17 protein-coding genes are annotated in these 16,208 nt (G+C 54.4%); 6 read left to right on the top strand and 11 right to left on the bottom strand.

Annotated features, from left to right (window positions below; translation table 11 throughout):
* Positions 1-95: 95 nt before the first annotated feature.
* The 4 genes from C814_RS14495 (at position 96) to C814_RS14480 (ending at position 2,378) form a co-directional block, all read left to right on the top strand.
* The gene (locus C814_RS14495; protein WP_016316099.1) at positions 96-521 is read left to right on the top strand and encodes an RNA polymerase sigma factor; all 426 of its coding nucleotides are present in this window, start codon (positions 96-98) and stop codon (positions 519-521) included.
* Between the two features lie 4 nt (positions 522-525).
* On the top strand, positions 526-762 hold the full coding sequence (locus C814_RS14490; RefSeq protein WP_016316098.1) for a helix-turn-helix domain-containing protein: 237 nt from the start codon (positions 526-528) through the stop codon (positions 760-762).
* Positions 763-851: 89 nt separating this feature from the next.
* Complete coding sequence (locus C814_RS14485; protein WP_016316097.1) at positions 852-1,058, top strand: excisionase; 207 nt, start codon at positions 852-854, stop codon at positions 1,056-1,058.
* A gap of 120 nt (positions 1,059-1,178) precedes the next feature.
* Positions 1,179-2,378, top strand: a complete 1,200-nt coding sequence (locus C814_RS14480; RefSeq protein ID WP_016316096.1) for a site-specific integrase — start codon at positions 1,179-1,181, stop codon at positions 2,376-2,378.
* Positions 2,379-2,532: 154 nt separating this feature from the next.
* Here C814_RS14480 and C814_RS23695 read toward each other — a convergent pair whose 3' ends face one another.
* The 4 genes from C814_RS23695 to spoVG all read right to left on the bottom strand — a co-directional run bounded on the left by C814_RS23695 (position 2,533) and on the right by spoVG (position 5,871).
* A complete protein-coding gene (locus tag C814_RS23695) occupies positions 2,533-2,685 on the bottom strand; it encodes a hypothetical protein (protein ID WP_016316095.1) in 153 nt (50 codons plus the stop codon).
* 187 nt (positions 2,686-2,872) lie between these two features.
* Positions 2,873-3,628 (bottom strand): dipicolinate synthase subunit DpsA, encoded by a 756-nt coding sequence (locus tag C814_RS14475; protein ID WP_022788432.1) that lies wholly within the window; start codon positions 3,626-3,628, stop codon positions 2,873-2,875.
* A gap of 106 nt (positions 3,629-3,734) precedes the next feature.
* Positions 3,735-5,231 (bottom strand): D-alanyl-D-alanine carboxypeptidase family protein, encoded by a 1,497-nt coding sequence (locus C814_RS22385; RefSeq protein WP_016316093.1) that lies wholly within the window; start codon positions 5,229-5,231, stop codon positions 3,735-3,737.
* A gap of 346 nt (positions 5,232-5,577) precedes the next feature.
* Complete coding sequence (gene spoVG / locus C814_RS14465) at positions 5,578-5,871, bottom strand: septation regulator SpoVG (RefSeq protein WP_016316092.1); 294 nt, start codon at positions 5,869-5,871, stop codon at positions 5,578-5,580.
* 180 nt (positions 5,872-6,051) lie between these two features.
* Between spoVG and murC the strand changes: the two genes are divergently transcribed.
* Complete coding sequence (gene murC / locus C814_RS14460) at positions 6,052-7,419, top strand: UDP-N-acetylmuramate--L-alanine ligase (RefSeq protein WP_016316091.1); 1,368 nt, start codon at positions 6,052-6,054, stop codon at positions 7,417-7,419.
* Between the two features lie 94 nt (positions 7,420-7,513).
* Here murC and C814_RS14455 read toward each other — a convergent pair whose 3' ends face one another.
* The 5 genes from C814_RS14455 to C814_RS14435 all read right to left on the bottom strand — a co-directional run bounded on the left by C814_RS14455 (position 7,514) and on the right by C814_RS14435 (position 13,083).
* Complete coding sequence (locus C814_RS14455) at positions 7,514-9,499, bottom strand: bifunctional 4-hydroxy-3-methylbut-2-enyl diphosphate reductase/30S ribosomal protein S1 (RefSeq protein ID WP_016316090.1); 1,986 nt, start codon at positions 9,497-9,499, stop codon at positions 7,514-7,516.
* A gap of 1 nt (position 9,500) precedes the next feature.
* Positions 9,501-10,100, bottom strand: a complete 600-nt coding sequence (locus tag C814_RS14450; RefSeq protein ID WP_016316089.1) for a lysophospholipid acyltransferase family protein — start codon at positions 10,098-10,100, stop codon at positions 9,501-9,503.
* A complete protein-coding gene (gene cmk / locus C814_RS14445) occupies positions 10,090-10,782 on the bottom strand; it encodes a (d)CMP kinase (protein ID WP_016316088.1) in 693 nt (230 codons plus the stop codon). The genes C814_RS14450 and cmk overlap by 11 nt, the downstream gene beginning before the upstream one ends.
* Before the next feature lie 212 nt (positions 10,783-10,994).
* On the bottom strand, positions 10,995-12,215 hold the full coding sequence (locus tag C814_RS14440) for a BaiN/RdsA family NAD(P)/FAD-dependent oxidoreductase (protein WP_031219721.1): 1,221 nt from the start codon (positions 12,213-12,215) through the stop codon (positions 10,995-10,997).
* Entirely contained in the window at positions 12,205-13,083 is an 879-nt protein-coding gene (locus C814_RS14435; RefSeq protein ID WP_016316086.1) for a MurR/RpiR family transcriptional regulator, read from the bottom strand. Before C814_RS14435 ends, C814_RS14440 begins: the two co-directional genes overlap by 11 nt.
* Positions 13,084-13,240: 157 nt before the next feature.
* Between C814_RS14435 and C814_RS23690 the strand changes: the two genes are divergently transcribed.
* Positions 13,241-13,447, top strand: a complete 207-nt coding sequence (locus C814_RS23690; protein ID WP_155846390.1) for a hypothetical protein — start codon at positions 13,241-13,243, stop codon at positions 13,445-13,447.
* Between the two features lie 14 nt (positions 13,448-13,461).
* Here C814_RS23690 and C814_RS14425 read toward each other — a convergent pair whose 3' ends face one another.
* Both C814_RS14425 and C814_RS14420 read right to left on the bottom strand, forming a co-directional pair.
* Positions 13,462-14,595, bottom strand: a complete 1,134-nt coding sequence (locus C814_RS14425; protein WP_016316084.1) for a metallo-dependent hydrolase — start codon at positions 14,593-14,595, stop codon at positions 13,462-13,464.
* A gap of 409 nt (positions 14,596-15,004) precedes the next feature.
* Entirely contained in the window at positions 15,005-16,099 is a 1,095-nt protein-coding gene (locus tag C814_RS14420) for a TRAP transporter substrate-binding protein (RefSeq protein ID WP_016316083.1), read from the bottom strand.
* Between the last annotated feature and the right edge of the window lie 109 nt (positions 16,100-16,208).

The following is a 16,208-nucleotide window of genomic DNA, read 5'->3' as shown; positions in this document are numbered from 1 at the left end:
AAAGCGGTTTTGCGCGCAAAACCTGTGCCGCTGAACGCTCTGTTAGCGGAAAGGGAAAGTACCACCGCCATCCCCAACGGAAAGGGGGTGAGAAGATGGAAACCAACCCCCGCGACTATGGCGAACGGTGCAGGTTTGACGCCTTTTGCAAGACCGTTTTGAAGCATGAGGCAATCGACTACATCCGGGAAATGAAGCGGCGGGCTAACCGGGAAATGTCCTTGGAGCGTCTGCCCCAAACGGCGATGGACAAGCTGTGTTCGGCGGACGATTACCCCAGCGACAGCTATGTATTCTCGTACTGCGGCTATGACCTGCCGATCAGCAATGAACGGGTGGCCGACGCCTTTGCCAGTCTGCCGGAGCAGGAGCAAAGTATTTTGATTTTGCGCTTGGTTCTGGATTTGACGGACAGCGAGATCGGCGAGGCCCTTGGCTTGTCCCGGAGTGCCGTCCAGCGGCGCAGAACAAAATCGCTGAATGTCCTGCGGACGAAACTGACAGCGAGGAAAGGAGGTTAGCGCCATGAAGCACCGTAATTACAAAGGCCGTGAACTGCTGCCGCTGGCGGTGAGCGATGCGGCCCGCGCCGGGGATGCCGATGCCGTGGAACAGGTCTTACGCTACTACGAGGGCTACATAAACAAGCTCTGTACCCGGACGGTCTACGACGAAAACGGCTGTCCCCACGCCTGCCTGGACGAGTACATGAAAAGCCGTCTGGAAAACAAACTCATCCGCGCCATTCTCGGCATGAACTGATAACCGGCCCCGGTTGGGGGGGACAGCTTACCCTTTCCCTGTTCCTCCCGCCTGTGGACCTGGGCATTTCAAAGAAAGGCTGGTGAACTATGGCCGAGGAAATCGGCATTTCGGTAAAGGACAAATTCTGCCTCACCATTGAGGAAGCCTCCCGCTATTTCGGAATTGGAGAAAAGAAACTGCGAAAGCTGGTAAACAGCAACCTGGACGCTGGTTTTGTCATTCAGAACGGCGTAAAAATTCTAATCAAACGCCAGCGGTTTGAGCAGTTTTTGGATAAGCTATCGTCGATTTAAGCGCCGTACCTTACGAAAAGTTCCTGTAAGACATTCAGATTTATATGGAAATCGGGCCTCGGTTATGGTATAATATGATTATATCGTGCCGAGGCTCTTTTCACAGAAAGGAGCATAGACGTGAGCGAAAAGCGACGTGACAGCAAGAACCGCATTCTTCGCAGCGGAGAGAGCCAACGCAAGGACGGACGATATGCGTACAAATACATCGATGCCACAGGCAAGCCCCAGTTTGTTTACAGTTGGAAGCTGGAAGCCACGGACAGCACACCCCAGGGCAAACGGGACGGGCTTTCCCTGCGGGAAAAGGAGAAGCAAATCCGGCGGGACATTGAGGACGCCATTATTCCTCGCGGCGGGGAGATGACCGTTCTGGATTTGGTGAAAAAGTACCTCTCCCAGAAAACTGGCGTCCGGCACAACACCGAGGCCAACTATAACTTTGTCCTCAATATCATCAAGAAAGAGGACTTCGGCAGACAGCGCATTGACCGGGTGAAGCTGTCCGACGCCAAGTGCTGGCTTATCAAGTTACAGCAGGACGGCAGGGGGTACAGCTCCATCCACTCCATTCGGGGCGTTGTCCGGCCTGCGTTTCAGATGGCCGTGGACGATGATTTGATACGCAAAAATCCGTTTGAGTTTCAGCTTGCCACCGTCGTTGTCAACGACAGCGTGACAAGGGAAGCGATCACAAGGAAACAGGAACGGGCGTTTCTGGAATTTGTAAAGGGTGACAAGCACTTTTCCCGGTACTACGACGGCATTTATATCCTGTTCAAGACGGGACTTCGCATTTCGGAGTTTGTAGGGCTGACCCTGGCTGACCTGGACATGAAAAACCGCAAAATCAGTGTCAATCACCAGCTTCAGCGCAAGCGGAACATGGAGTACATCATTGAGGACACGAAAACCTCCAGCGGGACGCGGGAAATCCCCATGACGGACGATGTGTACCAGTGTTTCCAGCGCATCATCGTCAACAGGCCGAAACCCAAAACCGAGCCAATGATCGGCGGCAGGTGCGGCTTTCTGTATTTGGATAAGGACGGCAAGCCGATGGTGGCACTTCACTGGGAGCATTACTTCAAGCACATCTGTCAGAAGTACAACAGCATCTACAAGGTGCAGATGCCCAAAGTCACCCCGCACGTTTGCAGGCACACATTCTGTTCCAACATGGCAAAGAGCGGTATGAACCCCAAGACGCTGCAATACCTTATGGGTCACTCGGATATTGGCGTCACGCTGAACACCTACACCCACCTGGGCTTTGAGGACGCGCAGGCGGAGCTGGAACGGGTTGCCAGCGGCGGGTAGTAAAACGGGATAAGCACCCTTGATTTACTACCTTTTCTACTACTTTCGGGGTCAAAGCTGTGCTATTTTATGCCGGGATATGCCAAGAGAATGAGCAGGAGAAAATGTCGCAAAACACCTGCAAGGCCCGGAATATCAATACTTTCAAGAGGTTTCAGGATATGACAAGAATCTTATTCGTCTGCCACGGCAACATATGCGCCTCGTATTCGTCGATACGCAGGTCAAAAAATGTGTCCATCCCTTCCAGAGGCTCGTCCCTGGTCTGCTCCAACCATGCTTTCAAATCCAGATATGCCTGATCCATTGAACCACCTCCTGTATACATCAAACAGTTGTTTTTGAACGGCGGACAAAAGCATACAAGCACGCTTTACCTGATTCATAACCATGCAGGTCTGCTGGTTGTAGCCGGCTGCATCTCCTCGCTACAAGCTTCATGATAGCAGAAAATTCCTTCCTGATCAACCCATAAAATCCGACGGAATCCGCCCCTATCCGAAGCCAGCCCCGCCCGGCTTTGAAGCAAGGTCGATCAACAGGGCATCCGGCTTCATATTGGCAAGCGCCTCCCGCCCGAGAATATGCGCCGGGACAGTGTTCAAAATCAGTCCAGACTTTCCGATCTCACGGGGAAGCGCGTTGATATGTACCGCCCGACACCCTTCCGCCTCGATTTCCGCAATGTCCCCCTGCTTTCGCGCCGCAGCCGTTACCTGTGCGCCCATCCCCCGAAGAATCCGGATCAGCGCCCGCGCAATCCGCCCATGCCCTGTAATCAGGCAGTTCAGCCCCGATATCGAAACCGGCAGCTCTTCCAGCGCGATCGCAAGCGCACCCTCCGCGGTAATGACCGCATTTTTGACCGCCAGTTCTTCCCGTTCTAGGTAATCGCAGAGTGTTATTCCGTGTCGGTCCGCCAGCTCTGACGCCGCACTGCTGATCTTTCCCGCAAATACCTGTGCATCTGGCCTGAGGGCAGAAAAACAGTCTTCCAGCAAGAGCTTCTGATTGGAGAATGGTGCATGAACCGTTTTTTCATCGGTCGAAAGCGGCAGCGGAAAGATCACCACATCACAGTCGTGGAGGATGGCTTCCACAGGCCCGGTCCGAAACAGGGCAGGATCGACCGTCGTATTCTGTTCGAGCAGCAGCGCGCAGACCGTCTTGCCCTGGGCAGCGAGCAGATTCGCAATGTGAGCCTGACGCAGGTCCCCGCCTACAACGGCATAGGTTTTATATGGTATCATAAAATAACCCCCATAGGATTGATACAAAATCAGTATGCTCCATCCTATGAGGGTTGTGCGTTTGGGGTGATTGATCGGACATCCGATCAACCGCCCTCAGCCGCGTTTATCTTCTTTTTTTAGGACCGCCCATCCGCTCCTTTGGCCGGTAGACCCGGACTGTCCCGGTGGGAGGTTCCTGTATGGGGCCGCGTATCCGCTGATCCCGCATTCTGCGCTGACGCCTGCGGTAACGCATCCGCGAGATGCCGCGTACCAGCAGGGCCACTGCCAGCAGGAAGAACAGTACCCCACCAGCAATCCATGCGACGGGGCTCCGCACAAGACGCTCCCACTTGATATGGCTCCATACTGCCGCCCTCTGCGATTCCGGGTCTGAACCTTCGGCCGATACCGGGAGATCATCCGGTACCAGAAGGAACGGAAAATAGCCCACCTGCGGTTCCATAAATGCGGACACCGATTTGGGTGCCAGAACGGTAACCGCTTCCTGTCCGGGAGATTCGGTATTCACCTGCAAATTGAGCTGATCGACAGAAAGCAGGTCGGGGAGCAGAACCGGCATCTCCTGTGCGACCAGCGTACCGCCATCAACTTTCCGGTCCTCCACCCCATCTTTGGGGATGAATACCCGATGGAAATTGTCATATCCGTAGTCGAGCAGGTTGGTTGAGTCGATAAATTCGGCGTCCGCCACACCGTTAGACTTGAGCACCACACTGGTCAGCGTTACGTTATCCCGCTCGGCAATCGTAATCAGGGTGTTTCCCGCTTCCTCAGTCCAGCCTGTTTTCCCGGCAAATGCACCCGGATAGGTATCGTTCAGACAAAACATATACTGCCTGTTGTTCATCCGCCGGGTCTGCGGCTGTAGGTTGGTCGGCGGAATCTCGTAATGCTGCGTTCCTGCTAGTGTCCGGAACTCCTCATGGGCCAGTGCCTCCCGGGTAAAGAGCGCGAGGTCGTATGCGGTTGTATAGTGGTCGTCCTCCGGCAGTCCGTTTGGATTGGAGAAATGCGTACCGTCCGCGCCGAGTTCATCCGCCTTGCGGTTCATCATCTCTACAAAGCCGGGCAGCGATCCACCCAGATGCACCGCCACCGCATTGGCCGCATCGTTGGCCGATTCCACCATCATCGCGTTGACAAGCTGTCCCAACGTAAGCTCCTCCCCATAAGTCAGCGCAATGTGGGTGGAGCTGCGAGGGACCGTGTCAATCATCTCCGCTGTGATGGTCACCTTATCTGAAAAATTGCCCTCCTCGATCGCCAGCAGACAGGTAATCACCTTGGTCAAACTGGCAGGGTACATCCTCTGATGGGGATTTTTCCCATAGATCACCTGTCCGGTGTCCATGTCCATCAGGATCGCCGCTTCTGCATAGAGTTCCGGCGGCTGAAGACGCTGCCCTCTGGATGCCGGTGCACCGGCCTTCTGCGCAGAATTAGAGGAATGATCGTTCCCCTGGGAAGCTGTCCGATCAATTCCGGAGCCGGGTTCCTCCTCCCCAAACACCTGAATCGTACTGGCCAAAACCGGCTGCATAGAAAGGGAAACAAGCAGTATGAGTGCTGTCAAAAAAGAAACTGCTGCTTTCTCCACATAAGCCTCCTCCCTCGCTATAACCTCGGTGCGCTCTAACATGATAACAACCATTTTTTAACGATTCAGCCACAATCGCAAAACGATGCGGCTGAATGGACCACCAGGGCGGGGGGCAGGCTCTGCCTGCACATCGTTCTGACCACAACTCTGGTATGATATATTATACCAGATCGTAAAAAAATGGTTGTAAAAAAAACGTTAAAATTCCCCTGAAATTTTTGCTCCCGCAGAAAGCATCACGCCAAAGATCAGAAAACCAGCTTGGAGAACAGCCCACCTGTCAGGGCAGTTCCTGTGCACACGATGGCGCCGCCCCTCCTGGCTCCGATTTTCAAACAGCCCTCTAGGCATCCGGCGAGGATTCAGGCTGCTCCTGCTGGTGGGAGATATGCTCATGATAGGCTTCAAGAATGCTGTCTTCGATCAAGCGGCGCGCCGCAGTTGTGATCGGATGGGTGATGTCCCGGAAAACACCGTTATCATCCCTGCGGCTGGGCATCGCAACAAAAAGCCGCTCCGGGCCTTCGATCACTTTGATGTCGTGAACTGCCAGTTCACCATCAATCGTCAGCGAAACAAGTGCCCTCAGTCGGGTATCCTGATAGGTACGGCGGATTTTAATATCGGTGATATTCATGTTGTTCCTCCTCATGATGAAATGGTCTTACTTTTTGTGGATTCGTTATGGTATAGTATTCGGCATTTCTGCAAATCTTATACATATCCGCCGGTGCAGGCTTGCTTTTTTCACAAAATCGTCTTATACTACATACCAGTAGATCAAGAGATTATAGAGAAATTTTGGAGTTGAATCCGTATGTTTGATGGAGCCTTACTGAAAGATGCAAAACACATCCACTTTATCGGCGTTGGGGGATCGGGCATGTTCCCGATCGTGGAAATCCTCCTGGCACAGGGCTTTCAGATTTCCGGTTCGGACAATAACGAGAGCGACACCCTCGCGCTCGAGCGGGCCATGGGAGTCCACGTTCTTCCGCTGGGACAACGCGCCGAAAACATCGCCGGCGCTGACTTAATTGTCTACACCGCAGCCATTATGGACGATAATCCCGAGCTGCTTGCTGCCCGCCAAAGCGGCATCCCGACTGTGGAGCGGGCGGAGGTGCTCGGCTATCTGACCGCGCAGTATGCGAACTGCATCTGTGTCTGCGGCACCCACGGGAAAACCACTGTTACTGCGATGCTCACCCAGATGCTCCTTGAGTCCGGACTGGACCCCACTGCGGTGATCGGCGGAAAACTCCCGCTGATTGGCGGAAACGGACGTTCCGGAAAAAGCGATCTGATGGTCTGCGAGGCGTGCGAGTTTGCCGACCATTTTCTCCAGCTCTCCCCCGATGTGGCGGTGATCCTAAATGTGGATGCCGACCATCTGGAGTATTTCGGCTCTCTGGAAAACATCATCCATTCGTTCCACCGGTTTGCAGAGATGACCTCCCGGACGCTGATTGTCAACGGCAGCGACCCAAACACGATGCAGGCCATTGAGGGGATTCCCGGCAAAGAGGTCATCACCTTTGGATGGGAAGAAGCCTGCGACTACGCGCCTGCCAACCTGCGGCATGAAGGAGGGGTGGTCAGCTCGTTCGACCTTCGCTGTCATGGGCGCACCCTCACCCGCCTGACCCTCAATATCCCCGGCAGACACAACATCCTTAATGCGGTTGCTGCCTGTGCTGCGGCGATCCATGCGGGCGTCCCAGTGACTGCACTGGCGGAATTCCTCGGGCATTTCCACGGCGCAGGCCGGCGGTTCGAGGTGCTCGGCAAAGTGCGTGGGGTCACCATTGCGGATGACTATGCGCACCATCCCGCTGAAATCGCAGCCACGCTCAAGGCAGCCAAAGAGCTGGATTTCCGTAGGATCTGGGCAGTGTTCCAGCCGTTCACCTACTCCCGCACCCAGCTTCTGATGGACGATTTCGCGGCTGCACTTTCAATTGCTGACCAGGTTGTGATGAGCGAGATTATGGGGGCGCGGGAGAAAAATACCTATGGCGTCCATACCGGTCAGCTTGCTGAAAAAATCCCCGGCTCGGTCTGGTTCCCCGCCTTCCCGGAGATCGCGGCGTATGTCATGGAACATGCACAGGAGGGGGACCTGGTGATCACCCTCGGATGCGGGGATGTCTATAAATGTGCAAAAATCATGCTATGCCAATAATGTCAAATCCATACAAAACCGTATTTACTTCAAACGCGCTGCAAGATGTATCAAAACATCTTGCAGCGCGTTTTATTAGCAACAAAAGTATTTTTTATTCTTCAGAAGGGCCTGCCTCATAGACCACATCCGAATCTGCCTGTTCAGCGGGAGCGGACTCCTCATCCGAGGCTTCCAGCAGTGCACGAATCGAAAGGCTGACGCGTTTCTTCTCGGTGTCCAGCTCGGTGATCTTGACCTGGACTTCCTGACCGATCTCAAGCACATCGGAAGGCTTGTTGATCCGCTCGTTGGAAATCTGGCTGATATGGATCAGGCCATCAACACCCGGGATGATCTGCGCGAATGCGCCAAACGGAGTCATCGAAACGACCTTGACGTTGCAGACCGTACCGACATCGTAATCCTTCTTCATGATCTCCCACGGGTTGTCCTCGCTCTTCTTATAACCGAGCGAAATCTTCTTGTTTTCAGAGTCGATGTCCTTGATATAAACATCAACCGTATCACCGACATTGACTACCTCAGACGGATGTTTGATCCGGTTCCAGCTCAGTTCGGAGATATGGACCATACCGTCCACGCCGCCCAGGTTGACAAATGCACCATAGCTGGTAAGCGATTTAACCATACCGGTGAATTTCTGTCCGACTTCGACCGACTGCCAGAACTTCTCCTCCAGCTCCTTACGCTGCTCGCGCAGAACCGCACGAATCGAACCGACCGCACGTTTGCGCTGGCGGTTGACTTCGAGGATTTTGAACTCGACCTTCTTTTTCAGCAGATCCTCAAGGCTGTCGTTTCTGGACATGGTGGCCTGCGAAGCCGGAATAAAGACCTTTACCCCATTGGTCAGCGCGAGGACGCCGCCCTTGATGACTTCCACGACAGTGCCTTCCAGAATCTCGCTGGTATCGACCGCATTCATAACCTTCTCAAAGCCAGCAATCGCATCGAGCCGCTTTTTGGAGAGCATCACAGTTCCTTCCACATCGTTGACACGGACAACCAGAAGTTCCAGCTCGTCCCCAACCTTAACCAGGTCTTCAACTTTGGCGTTCGGGTCGTCGGTCAGCTCCGCAAGCGGCACGTATCCTGCGTGCTTGGTACCGATGTCCACCGAGATCTCGTTGGGCGCGAGACCCGTAACAACGGCGGTTACCTTCTCCCTGTTATATATCGTTTTGAAGGACTGCTCCAGCATCTCCTCAAAAGAAAGTTCATCCTGGTCTTTTAGAATCTCACTCATTGTTTTATGTACCTCCTTAATTATACCAGCCGGTGTAGAAGCCCCGGCTGTAACGCCAACACGGGAGTAACCGCCCAGATTCTTCCCTCGCAACTCGCCGGCGTCCTCGACCAGAAACGTATCGCAATACGATTCACAGATCTGCGCGAGTTTGCGGGTGTTCGAGCTGTGCCTGCCCCCTACAACCACCATCGCATCACTGACGGCAGCAAGTTCCTTTGCCTCTGCTTGACGTTTTTCAGTAGCAATACATATTGTATCAAATATTTCGAGCTTTGTACACACCTTTTTTAGTTTTTCTACAGATTTTTCCCACGATACGGTGGAAAAGGTGGTCTGAGCAACCAATATGTAGGCATTTTGGCGACCTTTTTCAATCTCTGGGAGCTTAGTTTCCAGATCTTTTTCGTCCGAAAAGGCAATATAAGGGCCATCGCAAAACCCAATAATCCCCTGCACCTCGGGATGGCTGCTGTCCCCCGCGATCAGGACTACACGATCCCGGGAATGCTCTTCCACAATGTGATGGATTTTTTTCACAAACGGGCAGGTGGCGTCGACCACCTTGCACCCGCATGCCTCCAGCTCCTCATAGACCCGCCGCGGCACCCCATGGGAGCGGATCACCACACACCTCCCGTCCCGGTTTTCCGCAGGGGACTGGATCGGCGGAATCCCCAGTCCGGCAAAATAGTCGACCATCTGCCGGTTGTTAATGAGTTCCCCCAGCGTATAGGTCGGCTCCCCCAGCTCCGCCTGTTTTTTGACCTTCTCAACCGCCCGCTCCACCCCAGGGCAGAAGCCGGCGGTTTTTGCAACTGTGATCCTCAAATTAGCCCTCCTCCAGAAGCTGCACAACCTGATCCATGATCCGGCGGCTTACATCCTTGATCTCACGCGGAGAATTTGCCCCCGGCGTGAACCCCAGCTCACTGTTTTGGAGCAGCTTGCCATACCGGATGACCACCCTTGTGCGGAATTTCAGCTCTGGCCCGAAGCAAACCGCACAGGGCAGCACATCGGTCCCCGTCTGCATCGCGATCATCGCAGCGCCCGACTTTGGACGGAGCGGTTTACCGTCCTTCGAACGGGTGCCCTCGGGGAACATTCCAAGTATCTTTCCCTCCCGCACGACCGTTTGGGCCCAGTCGAGCGCACCAGAATCCCCCTTGCCGCGTTCAACCGGAAAAGCGCCTAGGTGTTTGAACAGCCAACGCTGGAACCCGTTGCTGAACAGCTCCGCCTTGGCCATAAAACAGACCTGATTGCGTTTGACTCCGGCTACAACAAACAGGGGGTCAAAGTTGGTCCGATGGTTGGCCACCAGCATATAGCCGCCTGCCTTTGGAATATTTTCCCGCCCATATATCTCCACATGGAAGAGTATCCGGATTAAAATTTCACAGACGGCCCAGCCGATCTTATAAAGCATTCTTCACGCACGCCTCCCTTTCAAGCGCCGCGCGCACCTCATCCTGCGCACGCGCGACCACCTGTTCGAGCGTCAGTTCGGTGGTATCGAGCAGAACCGCATCCGCCGCCTGCCGCAGCGGTGCAATCGGACGGTTGCGGTCGCTGTCATCCCGCTCCTGAATCTCGCGGAGCACCTGTGCATAGTCCGAGGCCATCCCCCTGGCAGTCAGCTCGGCACAGCGGCGGCGTGCCCGTTCTTCGGCGGAGGCGGTCAGGAAAATCTTGACCTGTGCCTTGGGAAGCACCACTGTCCCGATGTCGCGTCCATCCATTACCACGTCATGCTCCACCGCCATATTTTGCTGGAGCGCAAACAGAAAGGTGCGGACTGCCGGAAGTGCGCTCACATGGCTGGCTGCCGAAGAGATTTCCGGACGCCGAATGTCTTCCGAGACATCGTACCCGTTCAGGAATACCCTCTGCTCCCCCTGGAGATAACGCAGCTCCAGCTTGACCCCGCCCAACATTGGCTCCACCGATGCTTCCGAATCAATGTCCACTTCGTGCGCAGTCATATAAAGTGCGATTGCCCGGTAGAGCGCCCCTGTGTCGACATAAAGATAACCCAATTCGTGCGCCAGCTTGCGTGCAACTGTGCTTTTTCCGGCTCCCGCCGGCCCATCAATCGCGATTGCGATCATATCCATTCCCCCATCTGACTGTCATTTTATTGCTATAGCCAGCACATTAAAAAACAGGCTGCTCGTTTTGAAGCGGCAGACAACAGTCCGCCGGCATGTTTCGTGTGCTTGATGGCTATGTAATCTGAAGCAAGGCTGCCGGAATCAGCCTCTTACAGAAATCTTGCCGCAGGCTTGAAAAGAATCAACGCAATTCTTTTCAAGTGCTTCCATTATAGGCTTTGTGCCGCCAGATATGCAGTGGCGTAAGCGATTTGCAGATTAAATCCGCCGGTAAAGCCATCGACGTCGATGACCTCTCCAGCGAAAAACAGCCCGCGCACCCGTTTGGATTCCATCGTTTTGGGGTTGATCTCCCGGACCGAAATCCCTCCCGCGGTGATGATCGCCTCATCGACCGGCCGGAATCCCGCCGGAGTGACCGGCAGCGCCTTGAGCAGCCGGACAAACGAGCGCCGCTGTTCCTTTGTCACCGAATGCACCTTGGTATCTGCCGGGATTCCCGAAAGCCGCACCGCGACCGGGATCAGCTTACGGGGCAGCAGATGATCGAGCGCATTGGAAAAGTCCCTGTTGCGGGCCTCCTCAAAATCACGCAGCAGGCGCGTGTCCAGCTGCTGTTCTTCCAGTCCTGGCTTGAGATCGATCTCCATGCGGTAATCGGACGGGTTCCCGTCCATATATGCCGACGCCGAGAGCACCAGCGGCCCGGAAACACCAAAATGGGTGAACAGCATCTCGCCCAGCTCGCTGAACACCGTTTTCCCCTTTGCATTTTTCAGGGTAAGCGTCACATTGCGCAGAGACAAACCCATCAGTTCCGCGCACCAGTTTTCCCGGGTAATGACCGGCACCAGTGATGCGCGTACAGGCACCACCGTATGCCCAAGCTGCCCAGCAAGCCGGTAACCATCCCCGTCCGAGCCGGTCAGCGGATAGCTCATCCCGCCGGTAGCGATCACCACTGCATCTGCCGGAAGACATTCTCCGCCCTCCAGCCGCACCCCGCAGACCGCGCCATCCTGCTGCAAAACCTCTATCGCGCGGACCTTCTGCAAAAACTGTGCGTCGCCGCAGAACCGTTTGAGCGCTTTGACAATATCCACCGCCTGGTCCGAAACCGGAAATACCCGGTTCCCCCGCTCGGTTTTGAGCGGCACTCCCAGCGATTCGAACAACTCCATGGTATCCTGTGCCGAAAACGCATGGAAAGCGCTGTAGAGAAACCGCGGATTGGTGTGCACATGCCGGATCAGCTCTTCGGGGGAGCAGTTGTTGGTGACATTGCACCGGCCCTTTCCGGTGATCTGAAGTTTACGCCCCGGACGAGCGTTTTTATCGAGCAGCGTGACCTCTGCGCCCCGCCGCAGTGCAAATCCTGCGCAGGCCATCCCGGCCGCTCCTGCCCCTATGATAACCGTTTTACTGCCCACCCTGATCCTCCCCGCGGGTCTCAAAGACCTCGTATTCTCCCCATATCCGTTCCAACAGCTCGTAGGTACGGGAAACTTCCTCCCGCTTTTTCAGCCCGACCGCCACGATCAGTGCATTGACCATTGAGAGCGGCGCAACAAGCGAATCGACAAACGAGATCATATCACTGCGCGCCATCAAAAGGAAATGGGCGGCATCGGCAATCGGGGCTTTCCCGGTGTCGGTCAGCGCGATAACCTTTGCGCCATTTGCGCGGGCATAATGCGCCGCCTGCACCGTCCGTTTGGAATAGCGCGGGAAGCTGAAACCGATGAACACATCCCCCTCCCCGATCCGCATGATATGTTCGAACATTTCGCTGCGGCTGTTGGTGTTGATCAGCCGCACATCCGAAAAAATGTGGTTGAAATAGAAGCTCAGGAAGGTTGCCAGCGCCGAGGAGGAGCGCACGCCAATGATATAAATTGTTTTGGCAGAGCAGATCGCGTCAACTGCGCCCGCAAAATCCCGCTCACTGGTCTCCTCAAGGGTGCGGCGGATCTTCTCAATATCCTTCCCGAGCACCCGCGCGAGCACATTCCCATTCTCCAGCTGATCGCTGGTCACATCCATCCGCTGTACAGTGGTCAGCTTGTTGCGGATCAACTCCTGAAGCGCCTTTTGCAGCTCCGGATACCCCGAAAACCCCACCTCGGAGGCGAACCGCACCACCGTGGATTCACTCACGCCCACGGTCGTCCCCAGCTTAAAAGCGGTCATGAATGCAGCTTTATCAAAATGATTGACGATATAGTTGGCAATCAGCCGCTGTCCCTTGGAAAACTGAGGGGACATCTGGCTGATAATGGTTAATAAATCTCTGTTCATAGAAGCCCCTTCCTGTTCTTTCCAATCCTGTTTTCCTTCCCCTAAGATGTGAAACAGATTTTCAGGATCATCCTGGCCATTTTTTCAAAACATATAGGTTCATAATAGCATAATTTCCTGCAAAACGCAAGAGGAAATCGGTAAAAGCGGATGAAAAATGCAGGATTTTTTGCATTCTCCTGCAATGGTATGTACTTCAGGGCAAAAGATTTCGCAAACAAGTGCTTATGGTCAAGAAAAAGCGTATTTTCAGATGAAGCGGTATAGCCCTGCTGATGCAAGGGCCATACCGCCTTTTTCTGTTTCTATGTATTCTTGTGTTTTTTCTACAGGCTTATCAGAAGGTTTCATCGGCGCCATTTGAACAGGAATCTGTTTTCAACAAAAATCGGCCTGACAGAATTTGCATTCTCCGCCTTTGAAGGTCATCATCGGCACCAAAACCCGGCTGCCTTCGAAGCGGTTCCCATTGATATCCTCATATGGCACCTTTTTTTCTTTCAGCCGCAGAATACACACATCCGCCTCAGTCCCTTCCGCCATGCTCGCCAGAGAAGGCCGGCCGATCAGCCTAGCGGGTGCGGCGGTCGCCGCATCAAGCACCTGGGGCAGGCCCATGCCAAAATCCAAAAACTTGGACAGGATGCGCGGCAGGCTGTGCAGCGGCTGCAAAAAGCAACTGGAGGTATTGATATCGCTGCTGATAATATCCGGCACAAATCCCTGTTCCACCGCTTTCCGGCAGGTCTCCAGATCATAGTTGCTGCGCCCGTTGGATGCATCAAACAGCACCCCGCGTTTCTGTGCTTCCAACAGGCCGGGCAACACTCTGCCCTGCGCATCCAGACAGGTATGTTCCCCGCGGTTCTGATAGATATGGCAGATCACGTCACCAGGGCGGAGCATTGCCGCCAGCTGATCCAGTGGAATCACAGGGCTGGTCACATGCACCACCAGCCGCGTTCCCACTTTTTCGGCGATCTCGACAGCCCGCCGCAGGGAAGTTTCTGCCTGCCCTCTGGCGACGATTCCGTTGGACATTCGGATTTTCAGCCCCACCAGATTGTCCGGGTACTGCTGGAACAGGCGGCATATCTTTGCCTCATCAAAGAAAGCCGGATCGAGGTTTTCCGGATACCGATCGGTCGCCTGCCCGCCGGACGCCACGAGAAGGCAGTTCAGGATTCGCACATCGCTGGATGCCATCACCGTACGCCGGTAGAGTTCGTAGGACCCTGCGCCGCAGCTCCCGCCATCCACCGCAGTTGTGACGCCGCAGCAAAAGGAACTCGCGTCCGGATTCACCCCATTTTCGGTGCCACGGTAGAAATAATGTACATGGTAGTCGATCAGCCCGGTGGTCACAATGCAGTTGTCGGCATCAACCACCTGCCGATAGCTTCTCTGCGGATCGGGACAGGCGATCTTTCCATCTTCCAACGCCACATCCCGACGCTCCAGGCACGCTTGGGCGGGATCGTAGACCAATCCATTCTTGATTAAAAAGTCCAAAGAAATGCTCCTTTCCAGTCCAGCCATTCTAGGGGGCCATTTGAAAAATCGAGTCAGCCTCTTTTGCTGCAAAATTGGTATCTTCCGCGTCAAAAGCACATGAAATACAGCGGGCATTTCTGCACTTTCCCTTGCAGCCGCTCACTTTTTTACGAAATACCCGTCCATTTCTCTATTTTCAAACCAGCTCTAACGAAACCCTTCAAAATATTCTTTTGAAGCCTGTGGCCAAAAAGCCGCGCAGGGAGCCCCTTTGGCCGCTCTGTTTTACATTGCATCGTCAACAAGTATGCCTGCGGGATTTGCCCGCTGCTTGAAACCAGAATCCGTTTCAAGTATGTTGACTGTATAAAGAGATCCTGCACTGTAAAAAGGGGCGGCTGATTCAGCGCGCCCCTTTTGCTCCATTTCAGGCTGCCGCAATCGCTTCCAGCAGTCCGTCTACCTTTTCGTCCCCCAGATTTTCACGAACCATGTCATAAACGACCTGGGCTTGCTCTTTCAGGGCTGCCATATCCTCGTCGCTGAAGGTGAGGATCTCGCAGCCGGCATCGATGCAGACCTGCTTATCGGCCGCGATCTCCTCATCAGCGGTGCCTGCGGCAAACTGAACCGCTTCATTTGCACATTCGTCTACCAGTGCGCGGGTGTTCTCAGGCAGGCTCTGGTACAGGCTGTTGCTCATGAAGAAGGTGATGATGTGGCCAAGATGGTTGGTCTCAACGATGTACTTCTGGACTTCCTGGAAGTTGTTTCCGACGATGTTCATATAAGGGTTCTCCTCACCGTCGATGCTGCCCTGCTGCAGGCCCATGAACACCTCGGTAAACTGCATCGGAGTAGCTGCTGCACCCAGCGCATTCCAATAAGCAATGTGGTAGTTGTTGGTCATGGTGCGGATTTTCTGTCCACGCAGGTCAGCCAGCGAATTTACCTTCTTATTGGTGCTCAGCTGACGGAAGCCCGCGTCCGAGTAGCCCAGCATATGCACACCCGCATTTTCGCAATAGCTGTTCAGCGTGTTGGCGGCATAGTCACTCGAAAGCACCGAACGCATCTGCTGTACATCGCTGAACAGGTTGGGCATATCAAACAGCCCCATCTCCGGCACAAAGTCCACCAGGTCGGTGGTCATACCGGTACCAATGTCAATCGAGCCTGCGACAACCGCTTCGGTGAACTCGGTCGTATTGCCAAGCTGCCCGCCGGGATAGATATCCACAGTGATGCTGCCGCCGGATTTTTCCTCGATCAACTGTTTGAATTTTTCAACCATCTTGTAGTTGGTGGTGGTCTCCGCAACCGTCATTGCCGCGGTCCAGTTGTAGGTTCCGTAGTCCTCACCGGTGGCCGCAGGCGCGGCATCGGAAGTAGATGCGGATGCTGCGGAAGATGCAGCCGGAGCTGCCGGAGCCGCCGCACTGCTGGAGGAGCCGGACGATCCGCAGGCCGCCAGACTCAAAGCGGCAGAAAGAGCAAGTGTCAAAGCAATTACTTTTTTCATAGTTTTTTCTCCTTTTGTTTGGTATAATAGAAAAGGCAAAGACCTTTTACACCCTTTGGAACAAGATTGTCCATTTGGATTTCGCAGAGAGTTCTGCATTTTCTGGCGC

Origin of the sequence: Anaerotruncus sp. G3(2012) (assembly GCF_000403395.2) — a bacterium.
Classification (GTDB): domain Bacteria; phylum Bacillota; class Clostridia; order Oscillospirales; family Ruminococcaceae; genus Anaerotruncus.
This window is presented reverse-complemented; position numbering and strand designations above follow the sequence as displayed.

What these genes read in the sequence shown, in the direction of transcription:
- C814_RS14495 (WP_016316099.1), top strand. Translation starts at nt 96, where the DNA reads ATGGAAACCAACCCCCGCGACTATGGCGAACGGTGCAGGTTTGACGCC.
- C814_RS14490 (WP_016316098.1), top strand. Translation starts at nt 526, where the DNA reads ATGAAGCACCGTAATTACAAAGGCCGTGAACTGCTGCCGCTGGCGGTG.
- C814_RS14485 (WP_016316097.1), top strand. Translation starts at nt 852, where the DNA reads ATGGCCGAGGAAATCGGCATTTCGGTAAAGGACAAATTCTGCCTCACC.
- C814_RS23695 (WP_016316095.1), bottom strand. Translation starts at nt 2,685, where the DNA reads ATGGATCAGGCATATCTGGATTTGAAAGCATGGTTGGAGCAGACCAGG.
- C814_RS14475 (WP_022788432.1), bottom strand. Translation starts at nt 3,628, where the DNA reads ATGATACCATATAAAACCTATGCCGTTGTAGGCGGGGACCTGCGTCAG.
- spoVG (WP_016316092.1), bottom strand. Translation starts at nt 5,871, where the DNA reads ATGAATATCACCGATATTAAAATCCGCCGTACCTATCAGGATACCCGA.
- murC (WP_016316091.1), top strand. Translation starts at nt 6,052, where the DNA reads ATGTTTGATGGAGCCTTACTGAAAGATGCAAAACACATCCACTTTATC.
- C814_RS14450 (WP_016316089.1), bottom strand. Translation starts at nt 10,100, where the DNA reads ATGCTTTATAAGATCGGCTGGGCCGTCTGTGAAATTTTAATCCGGATA.
- cmk (WP_016316088.1), bottom strand. Translation starts at nt 10,782, where the DNA reads ATGATCGCAATCGCGATTGATGGGCCGGCGGGAGCCGGAAAAAGCACA.
- C814_RS14435 (WP_016316086.1), bottom strand. Translation starts at nt 13,083, where the DNA reads ATGAACAGAGATTTATTAACCATTATCAGCCAGATGTCCCCTCAGTTT.
- C814_RS23690 (WP_155846390.1), top strand. Translation starts at nt 13,241, where the DNA reads ATGCAGGATTTTTTGCATTCTCCTGCAATGGTATGTACTTCAGGGCAA.
- C814_RS14420 (WP_016316083.1), bottom strand. Translation starts at nt 16,099, where the DNA reads ATGAAAAAAGTAATTGCTTTGACACTTGCTCTTTCTGCCGCTTTGAGT.